Raw genomic sequence first — 9342 nt, 5'->3', positions numbered from 1 at the left:
AACGTATACGGGAAACCAAGATTATGACCGCTTCCAAAAGCGATCCGGCCCTGGCCGTCGGCGAGAATACCGTCGTCACGGTCGAGTTCTGGATCATGAACACGGACGGGGAAGCGCTCGACGACAGCGGTGGCCCCGTGAGTTTTCTGTATCGCGGGCTCGACAGCCTGCTGCCCCGGCTGGACGACGGCATCGAAGGCAAGAACGTCGGTTTCGACCAGACTTTCCATCTCGAGCCGACCGACGCGTTCGGCGACTACGACCCGGATCTGTTGCGTGTCGAGCCGCGCTCGCGTTTTCCGGAGCCGCTCGAGGTCGGCATGCAGTTCGAGGGCGTGCCGGGTACGCCAGGCGGCGAGGGCGAGACGGTGGTCGATGCCGACGATGGCGAGGACGACGAGAACGCGTTGATCTTCTCGGTCACGGACCTGACCGACGACAAGGTGGTGCTGGATGCGAACCATCCCTTTGCCGGCATGGCGCTGCGCGTGCGCATCAAGCTGCTCGGGATACGCGCTGCCGAGCCCGAGGAGATCGAGCAGGGCTACGCGGACAGCGATGACGAGAGCGACGAGGTCATGGACGCGATGATCGAGGCCCGGCGCAATCCCGGCACCTTGCACTGACGCGTTGCGCGAGCCTCGCAGCGTGCCGGCGCGCCGGTTCAGGGGCGGCCTCAGCGCGGCTGGGGCGGCCGCAGCACGGTATTGACCGTTTCCATCCTGAATACCTGCTTGTCGCCCGGTTCGACGCTTACCTTGATCCAGTAAGCCGGGCGGGAATGCCCGTAGGTCCGGATACGGGTGACGTTCTGCAGCGTCTTGCCGTTGAGCTTGACCGGATGGTCGGGCAGGTGGGGCTCGGGCGGCCCGTTGCCGCCATGTACCACCAGGACCTGGCCGGTATATTTGGATGCCAGCCGGGCCAGGTCTGCCTTCAGGCTGGCATAGGGATCGGTTCCGCCGGCATATTCGTGCCGGCCTTCGAAGCGCGGATCGGCGGCGAAGGCGACGACCAGGCCGCGCGTCTTGAGCTTCGCCGCCGCGGAGAATGCCTGGCGCAGCCACGACGAATCGGCCTGGACCCGTTCCTCGTATTCGCCGTTGCGCCCGGCCCCCGTGCGATAGTTGTTGTGGTTGCCGGGAACGTTCATGGTGACGAACAGGATGTCGCCGTATTCCCAGCGCGCGTTCTCGGGGTAGCCGCGAAAGCGCACGGTTTCGCTTTGCCGCTGCAGGTCCAGCGTAAGCGTGCCAAGCGAGTTGTCCGGTTCGAAGAAAAGTTCGCGCAGGCGGTTCAAGCGTTCCACGGGGCCGTATTGGCCGGCCGCGGCGCGGTCGCAATCGGCCCAGTCGTTCTCGCCCGGCGCCAGGACCAGGGGCACCGGGCTCGCATTCAAGAGGGTGTGCCGGCGGATATAGGTTTCATCGTCGCAGCGTTCGTCGCGTCCCTTGACATTGCCGGTATGGATGGCCAGGTCGGTTTCGGTGCCGAACTGGCCGAGCATCTGCGCCACGATGGTTTCGTCGGCATTGTTGAAGGGCACGTTGCCCAGCAGCGCGAAAGCGAAGCCCTGGCGGGCGGCGTAGGGCGATTCGGGATTGGTCGCGGCTGTCGCCGGAAGCGCCGGGCAGGCCAGCCCGGCCGCCAGCCCCAGGCGGCAGACGAGGCGGACGAGGCGCGGCGGCACGGCGATCATTGCGGCTGGGCCAGGCTCTTGAGTCGATAGAGTTCGTCGAGCGCTTCGCGAGGGCTGAGCCGGTCCGGGTCGAGCCCGTCGAGCGCTTCGCGCACGGCGTCCATGGCCGTTTCCTGGGCCTGTCGGCGGACCTGCTCCTCCGCCGCCTCGTCCTGCGGCGGCGCGAAGAGGGCCAGCTGCGGAACCTGTGCGCCTTGCATTTCCAGTTTCTCCAATTCGCGGCGCGCCATGCGGACGACCGCCGCCGGGATGCCCGCGCGTTGCGCCACCTGTATACCATAGCTGCGGCTCGCCGGGCCTTCGCGCACCTCGTGCAGGAACACGATGCCCTTGTGCGATTCGGCCGCCGCCAGATGGACGTTGGCCACCTCGGGGCGTAGCGAGGGCAGGCGCGTCAATTCGAAATAATGGGTGGCGAACAGGGTCAGCGCGCGGTTCTGCGAGACGAGCTGGAAGGCAATGGCCCAGGCCAGCGCCAGACCGTCGTAGGTCGAGGTGCCGCGGCCGATCTCGTCCATCAGCACCAGGCTGTCGGACGTGCTGGATGCCAGGATGGCGGCTGCCTCGATCATCTCCATCATGAACGTGGAACGGCCGCCTGCCAGGTCGTCGGCGGCGCCGATGCGAGTGAAGATGCGATCGATGCGGCCGATGCGCGCGGCGCGCGCCGGCACGAAGCTGCCGATGCGGGCGAGCAGCACGATGAGCGCGGTCTGGCGCATGTAGGTCGACTTGCCGCCCATGTTGGGGCCGGTGATGAGCAGCATGCGGCGCGTCTGCGACAGCTTGCAGTCGTTGGGGGTGAACCGCTCGATCACCCGTTCCACCACCGGATGGCGCCCTTGCTCGATGTGGATCTCGGCACCTTCGGCCAGTTCCGGCGCGACCCAGTCGTTGGTCCGGGCATGGAAGGCAAGCGCGGCCAGCACGTCGATCTCGGCCAGCGCGGCCGCGGTCCGCGTCAGTGCGCGCACGTGTGGCGCGAGCGCGTCCAGCACCTGATCGTAGAGCCACTTCTCGCGCGCCAGCGCGCGATCCTGGGCCGACAGGATCTTGTCTTCCCAGGTCTTGAGTTCGGGAGTGATGTAGCGCTCGGCGTTCTTGAGCGTCTGCCGGCGGCGATAGTCGTCGGGCACCTTGTCGGTCTGGCCGCGGGTGACTTCGATGAAGAAGCCGTGCACGCGGTTGAACTCCACGCGCAGGTTGGCGATGCCGGTGCGTTCGCGCTCGCGTTTTTCGAGCTGGACGAGAAAGTCGCCGCTATGCGATTCCAGCGTGCGCAGCTCATCCAGCTCGGCGTCGAAGCCGGCCGCGATCACCCCGCCGTCGCGCACGTTCACGCCGGGTTCGGCGGCGATGGCGCGTCCCAGCAGGTCGCCTATGGCAGGGTCGGGAGCGAGCTGCGCGGCCAATTCGGGCAGCAGGGCCTGCGCGTCGGCCGAGAGCATCGAGCCTTCGCCGGCCAGGCGCAGCACCGTGGCATGCAGGGACGGCAGCAGCGACAGCGCGTCGCGCAGGCTCGCGAGCTCGCGCGGGCGCACCGAGCGCAAGGCCACGCGCGCGGCGATCCGCTCCACGTCGGGTAGCGGCGCCAGCGCCTCCTGCAGCAGGCGGGGGTCGCCGCCGTCCAGCAGCGTTTCGATGGCGCGCAGCCGGGCCGCGGCGGGCGCGTTGTCGCGCAACGGGTGGTGCAGCCAGCGGCGCAGCAGGCGGCTGCCCATGGGCGTCTGGCAATGGTCCAGCACCGAAAAGAGGGTGGGCGATTCTTCCCCGCGCAGTGTCTCGGTCAGTTCCAGGTTACGCCGGGTGACCGGATCCAGCAGCACGTACTGGCTCGCCCGGTCGGCGGTGAGCTGCTGCACGTGCGCCAGCGCCTGCGATTGCGTATGGGAGACGTAGCGCAGCAGCGCGCCGGCAGCGCAGATGGCTTCGGGCATGTCCTCGACGTCGAAGCCCGCGAGCGAGTCCGTGCCGAAGTGGTTCAGCAACTGCTGGCGCGCGCCGCTGGTTTCGAAATGCCAGACCGGCACGGGGCTGATAGGCGCGCTGAAGTCGGCTTGCAGGGGCTGGCCTTCGGCCAGGATGACTTCGGCCGGCGAGATGCGGTGCAGTTCGCTCGCCAGCAAGGCGGGGGCGCACTCGGTGAGCCGGAACTCGCCGCTGGCCAGGTTGAGCCAGGCGATCCCCACGCGGCCGGCGCTGCCCCGCGCCTTGCCGCTGCCCGGATGGACCGCGGCGACGGCACGGTCGGCCTTGGCCGGAAGCAGGGCCTCGTCGGTCAGCGTGCCGGGAGTCACGATGCGCACGATGCGGCGCTCCACCGGCCCCTTCGAGGCCGCCGGGTCGCCGATCTGTTCGCAGATGGCGACCGACTCCCCGAGCTTGACCAGCCGGCCCAGATACTGCTCGACGGCATGGAACGGCACGCCCGCCATGCGGATGGGCACGCCGTTGGAGGCACCGCGCGTGGTGAGCGTCAGGTTCAGGAGACGCGAAGCCTTTTCCGCATCGTCGTAGAACAATTCGTAGAAGTCGCCCATACGGTAGAACAGCAGCATGGAACCGGCCTCGGCCTTGAGGCGGAGGTATTGCTGCATCATCGGCGTGTGATTGGCGACGCTAACCCCCGGAGAACCTTGATATTTCTCGGAAATCCCTTGTTTTTGCTCGTTCTCCGGCCGATCTTTCACACCATTCCTCACGCGCTTGAAACTCAACAATGCCCAACAAAACCCATCTACACTTACGCCAATAGCGTAGCTTTTTTTCGCGGTTCTGGACAGGTTACGCTGAGGGATTTTAGTATCCACAAAAAAGTTACGCTGACCTCTCGTACCGCATATGGCTTTCGACGCACGCGAAGCCCGGCTTCTTCAGCCTGGGCAACACATTACCATCGACGACCAACCAGGGCTTCGCCTGGAGGCAACCAAGACCCGGCGCACCTGGACGTATCGGTACAAAAGCCCTGTTGATGAGCGGATGCGGCAGGTGAAGGTGGGGGACTGGCCCGCCATGTCGTATCACGCGGCGGTGGCGCAATGGGAAGTGCTGCGCAAGCGCCGCGATGAGGGTATCGACCTGGCCCTGGAGAAGAAGGAGCGGCGCCAGTCAGGGCGCACGCCGGCGGCGAGTCGTCCAGGCGGCCCGACGGTGCGCGAGGTCTGCGACATCTACCTTGAGGGGCACATCAAGAACCGGGCCAAGAAGGGGCGCGACGAGGTGGCCCGAACCTTCAAGACCATGCTGACCGGCATCGAGGAAACGCCGGCCGTGGCTATTACCCGAAAGATCGCGTTCGACCATATCAAGCAGTACGACTATGCCCCGGTGCAGGCTGGAAACCTGCGGCGCGAGTTGGGGGCGGCCTGGGATTACTGCCTGGATTCTGGCGATCTTCCAGAAGACACGCCGAACTGGTGGCGCTTGGTGCTGCGCGGCAAACTGAAGTCCAAGGGCCACAACAAGCTGGGCGTCAAGAAGGGGGCCGGGAAGCGGGTATTGAGTCCGGCCGAGGCCGGCCAGGTGATTCGGTGGCTGCCGAACTTTTCCAAGAACGTCGATGACATGCTGACGCTCTACCTATGGACTGCGGTGCGCGGGGCGGAAATCGAAAAAATGGAAGGGAAGGAGGTGGCCGAGGAACCCACGGGCCTGTGGTGGACAATCCCGAAGGCGAAGACGAAGAACGCCCATCGGCCCGATGCTGACGATCAGCGGGTGCCATTGGTGGGGCGTGCGGCCGAGGTGGTGCGTCGGCGGAAGGAAGCCTATGGCGATGGCTACCTGTTCCCGTCGGACAGCAAAGAGGGGTATTTCCCGCAGAAGTCGGCGGGGGTGGCGGTGTATCACCATATGCCGTATTGCCGCACGGCTCCAGATCGCCCGAGGATGCGGCTTCCGGTCGAAAACTGGGCGCCCCACGACCTGCGGCGCACCTCGCGCACGTTCCTGGCGTCGCTTGGCTGCCCAAGGGACGTGGGCGAGGTGATCTTGGGGCACATGCTGGAGGGGGACGAAGGAACCTACAACCGCTACACCTTTGACAAGGAGCGGCGGAAGTGGCTCACGAAGCTGTCGGACTACCTTGAGAAGCTGGCGAAGCGGTAGCGGAGCGTGGCTTTTTGGCCCCGGTGTTCGGCGGGGGCGGGATATTGGAAACCGGGCGGTTTTCAGCCCATTCCGCGATTTCACGGTACAGCCAGCCCACGCGGCGCGCGGACAGCTCGCGCGGCGGCGGGAACTCGTTGCGCGCGACCATGTTCTGGATGGTGGTGGCCGAAAGAGTTGTCAGCTTCTCCAATTGCTCCAGTTCAACGCAGATCGGGGGCAGGGTCAGTTCAGCCATGATGCCCTCCATCACGCCGTGCTTGGCGCGCGTGCGCCTGCCCATAGCCAGAGGTCGGCCGGCTTTCAATGCTCGCGCCGGCGACTTTGTTTTGTTCGTCGGTCATGTCGGAATCCTTTTGTAGTTCGCGTGGTTGCGCGCCGACACCCATGATTGCAATGTCACGGATGCCGGCATGGTTCAAATTTCCGATCAGGCGCGCCGCTCCATGAAGGCTTCCTCGTGGCGGAAGTTGGCGCGGACAAGGGCCTCGGCCTGCGCGGGCGAAACGGAGTTGCCGCACATGCGCACCTGGGCCGTGATCGAAAGAGGGATGCGGGGAATCAGGCGCGGGTCGCCCGGCACCTGCACGCCGTTCTTGAACAGCAGCTTGGGGTCGGGAATCTCGTGGATGATGTAGTCGTCGGGGAACGACTGCGCCCGGTACAGCTCGCGGGCCTTCAGCATCCGCAACGTGATGTCTACCAGCACCCACCAGATGCCGCCGTAGCTCATCAGCACCAGCTCGGCTGCCTCGGGGAACAGATCGGGCAGATGTTCGTGCAGGAGCGCCGCGCACGCGCGCGCCTTCTCTCGGTGTTCGGGGGAAAGTGCCTCGGCGGGCACCTGGACGGACTGCACCAGCCCCATGCGTGCCTTGGTCGTCACCGTGGGCATGGGTTTGGCGCAGCCCGAATCCTGGCCGCCCTCGCTGTAATACTGGACGAGGTAGGCCGTCACCAGGCGCTGATTGCTGCCCGATGCAGTGATCGTGGAGATGGGCGCGCTGGCCGGCCGCCCGTCGCCGTCGTAGAACCCGCCGTTCGCCTGTTCGAAGAAGGCCGACGCGAGTACGCTGGGCACGCTGCTGGCCGTCACCGAGTTGAGCGGCGTTTCCAGGCTGCGGACGCCGCTGCTCCACCGCTTCGCGCCTGTGCTGCACGATTCCCCGTGCCCCATGTCGATGAGGTTGGCGACGACCAGGGCCTGTTCGCCCCGGTTCGCCCCCGTCACCGTCGGCAGCGGTTCGGCCGGCGTGGTGCCGGCGCGGTCGCCGTGGTGCGTCAGGTGGGCCAGATGGGCGGCCACCAGGGCGTGCTTGTTAGCCGTCACGACGGTGCCAAGCGGCGTCTCGATGTCCTGCGCGCGCGGCTGCTGGCCTTCGCGCTCTCCGTAGCCGATGGTGACGAGGTGCGCGCCCACCATCGCATGGTGCGTGCCGCTGGCCGCCACGGTGGAAAGCGGTTGCTCGACGCTGTGCCCGCCCATGTGGGCGTCGCTGGTGCCGCGCAGCGGGGCCAGGGTTGGGGCCACGACGCTGAAATGGCCGCCCTTGACCTGGGCGCAGACGGTGCGCAGCGGAGCATCCGCCGGCATCGTGCGCTGGTTGCTCGCGTTGGCGTGCTCCGTGAGGAACGGCGCCAGCGTAGGCATCACGACCGCGCGGTGGTTCTCCGTGGTCAGCGTGCCCAGCGGCTGGTTGGCTGCCGTGGGCTTGCCCGAGTACGCCGGCCCACCGGCGCCGACGAGGAACGGCATCGACGGCATGGCGTCGATGGGATGGATACCGGCCTCGTTGCCGCAGGTCGGGCACGCGCCAGGGATTCCCTCATCTTCCGGCCGCCAGGACGGGAACGTGTTGCCGCAGGTGGTGCAGCAGAAATCGTGCGGCCGCTCGGCCGTCGCCGGCGGCGTGGGGAAGATTGGCTCGAACGGCCACGGCTCCGGGTTCGCGGCCAGCGGCGCGATCACGGGCTGGCCCAGCATGTGGTGGTTGCCAGTGGTGACGGTCGGCATGGGCTGGTCGATGCCAGCGCCGGGGTGGCCGCTGGTGTTCGTCACGATGAAGGGCCGCGCGCTGCTCAGGACGTGGCGCCACAGGCCCTTGGCGACGCGCCGGCGGGTATTGGCCGCCAGCGGCTTCGGCCGGTCGAAGATGCTGGTCGCGGGCAGCCCGAAGTCGATGCACTCGGCCGCCGTTCTGTAGGGAGCCAGCATCCCGGCCAGCACCTCGCGCGAGGTCGGCTCGCCGTGCGTCGCCTCCGGCCAGATGATCGGCAGGCCGTCGCGGCGTGCCACCAGGAACAGCCGCTTTCGGATAGTCGGTGCGCCGTTGTCGCACGCGCGCAGCTCGCGCCAATCCACCTTGTAGCCGTGCTGGCGGAGCTGCCGGACGAAGCTCTCGAAGGTCTTGCCCTTCTTTGCCGGATCGGGGTAGAGGTTGCCGTCGGCGCCGACGATGACCGGCCCCCAGGTTTGAAATTCCTCGACGTTCTCCAGCATCAGCACCCTGGGTTTCGTGAGCGCCACCCAGCGCATCCCCACCCAGGCCAGTCCCCGGATGTGCTTGGAAACCGGCGTCCCGCCCTTCGCCTTCGAGAAATGCTTGCAATCGGGACTGAGCCACACCAGGCCCACCGGGCGGTTTCCCGTCACTTCGATGGGGTCGATGTCCCACACGCTTTCGCACAGGTGCTTGGTGTAGGGGTGATTCAGCGCGTGCATCGCAAGCGCCTCGGGGTCGTGGTTGATGGCGATGTCCACGGGGCGCCCGAACGCGGCTTCCAGCCCGGTCGAGGTTCCGCCGCCGCCGGCGAAGTTGTCGATGATGAGTTCGCCGGGGAACGGCAAGGCGAGTTGCGGGCGCTGCATCTGGGCGGCTCCTTCAAAAACAAGGGGCGCTCGGTGGCGCCCCTGGGGTGTTGGAATTGACGGGATAGGCCCGCGTGGCGGGCCGGCACGTTGATGAAGCGGTCGTGCGCCGCTCAATCAAAAGGGATGTCGTCGTCCATGTCGGCGAAGCTGCCCGTCGGCGGCGCCGACTGGGTGGGGCGCTGCGCAGGCGCCGCGTTGCGCGCGGCCGGCCTGGCCGCCTGCTGACGGCCTCCGCCCTGCTGGCGCGGCGGCGCTCCGCCGTCGTCATAGTGGCCGCCTTCGCCGCCACCATCGCGCCCGCCGAGCATCTGCATCTGGTCGGCGATGATGTCCGTGCTGTAGCGGTCGGCCCCGGTTTCCTTGTCCTGCCACTTGCGGGTCTTCAGGCGGCCCTCGACATAGACCGACTTGCCCTTGCGCAGGTACTCGCCGGCGATTTCTGCCAGCCGGTTGTAGAAGACGACGCGGTGCCATTCGGTGTCTTCGCGCCGCTCGCCGGTGGCCTTGTCCTTCCAGGTGGAGGTGGTGGCGATGGACACGTTGCAGATCGCGCTACCGTCTGGCGTGTAGCGCACCTCGGGGTCGCGCCCGAGGTTGCCCACCAAAATGACCTTGTTCACTGATGCCATGCTGTCTTTCCTTTTCTCGTATGGGCGGCCGC

The 9342-nt window shown here is 66.9% G+C and carries 7 protein-coding genes; 2 read left to right on the top strand and 5 right to left on the bottom strand.

The window, feature by feature from the left end:
- Positions 1-23: 23 nt before the first annotated feature.
- On the top strand, positions 24-626 hold the full coding sequence (locus CDO44_RS02295; protein ID WP_087778567.1) for a peptidylprolyl isomerase: 603 nt from the start codon (positions 24-26) through the stop codon (positions 624-626).
- A gap of 50 nt (positions 627-676) precedes the next feature.
- Here the strand turns inward: CDO44_RS02295 and CDO44_RS02290 are convergent, their stop codons facing one another.
- Both CDO44_RS02290 and mutS read right to left on the bottom strand, forming a co-directional pair.
- Positions 677-1699 (bottom strand): hypothetical protein, encoded by a 1023-nt coding sequence (locus tag CDO44_RS02290; RefSeq protein ID WP_087778566.1) that lies wholly within the window; start codon positions 1697-1699, stop codon positions 677-679.
- On the bottom strand, positions 1696-4299 hold the full coding sequence (gene mutS, locus CDO44_RS02285) for a DNA mismatch repair protein MutS (RefSeq protein WP_087778564.1): 2604 nt from the start codon (positions 4297-4299) through the stop codon (positions 1696-1698). Before mutS ends, CDO44_RS02290 begins: the two co-directional genes overlap by 4 nt.
- Before the next feature lie 241 nt (positions 4300-4540).
- Between mutS and CDO44_RS02280 the strand changes: the two genes are divergently transcribed.
- Positions 4541-5809 carry an integrase family protein gene (locus CDO44_RS02280; protein ID WP_087778562.1) on the top strand — a complete coding sequence of 423 codons (1269 nt, stop codon included), beginning with the start codon at positions 4541-4543 and terminating at the stop codon, positions 5807-5809.
- Here the strand turns inward: CDO44_RS02280 and CDO44_RS02275 are convergent.
- The 3 genes from CDO44_RS02275 to ssb form a co-directional block, all read right to left on the bottom strand.
- Positions 5766-6047 carry an AlpA family transcriptional regulator gene (locus CDO44_RS02275; RefSeq protein WP_087778760.1) on the bottom strand — a complete coding sequence of 94 codons (282 nt, stop codon included), beginning with the start codon at positions 6045-6047 and terminating at the stop codon, positions 5766-5768. The genes CDO44_RS02280 and CDO44_RS02275 overlap by 44 nt on opposite strands.
- 192 nt (positions 6048-6239) lie before the next feature.
- Complete coding sequence (locus CDO44_RS02270; protein WP_087778560.1) at positions 6240-8678, bottom strand: DNA cytosine methyltransferase; 2439 nt, start codon at positions 8676-8678, stop codon at positions 6240-6242.
- Positions 8679-8791: 113 nt separating this feature from the next.
- The gene (gene ssb, locus CDO44_RS02265; RefSeq protein WP_087778559.1) at positions 8792-9310 is read right to left on the bottom strand and encodes a single-stranded DNA-binding protein; all 519 of its coding nucleotides are present in this window, start codon (positions 9308-9310) and stop codon (positions 8792-8794) included.
- Positions 9311-9342 lie beyond the last annotated feature (32 nt).

It is taken from the genome of Pigmentiphaga sp. NML080357, assembly GCF_002188465.1.
Lineage (GTDB): Bacteria > Pseudomonadota > Gammaproteobacteria > Burkholderiales > Burkholderiaceae_B > Pigmentiphaga.
This window is presented reverse-complemented; position numbering and strand designations above follow the sequence as displayed.

Excerpts from the sequence above, each read along its gene's own strand:
- CDO44_RS02295 (WP_087778567.1), top strand. The coding sequence starts at position 24 with ATGACCGCTTCCAAAAGCGATCCGGCCCTGGCCGTCGGCGAGAATACC.
- CDO44_RS02290 (WP_087778566.1), bottom strand. The coding sequence starts at position 1,699 with ATGATCGCCGTGCCGCCGCGCCTCGTCCGCCTCGTCTGCCGCCTGGGG.
- mutS (WP_087778564.1), bottom strand. The coding sequence starts at position 4,299 with ATGATGCAGCAATACCTCCGCCTCAAGGCCGAGGCCGGTTCCATGCTG.
- CDO44_RS02280 (WP_087778562.1), top strand. The coding sequence starts at position 4,541 with ATGGCTTTCGACGCACGCGAAGCCCGGCTTCTTCAGCCTGGGCAACAC.
- CDO44_RS02275 (WP_087778760.1), bottom strand. The coding sequence starts at position 6,047 with ATGGCTGAACTGACCCTGCCCCCGATCTGCGTTGAACTGGAGCAATTG.
- CDO44_RS02270 (WP_087778560.1), bottom strand. The coding sequence starts at position 8,678 with ATGCAGCGCCCGCAACTCGCCTTGCCGTTCCCCGGCGAACTCATCATC.
- ssb (WP_087778559.1), bottom strand. The coding sequence starts at position 9,310 with ATGGCATCAGTGAACAAGGTCATTTTGGTGGGCAACCTCGGGCGCGAC.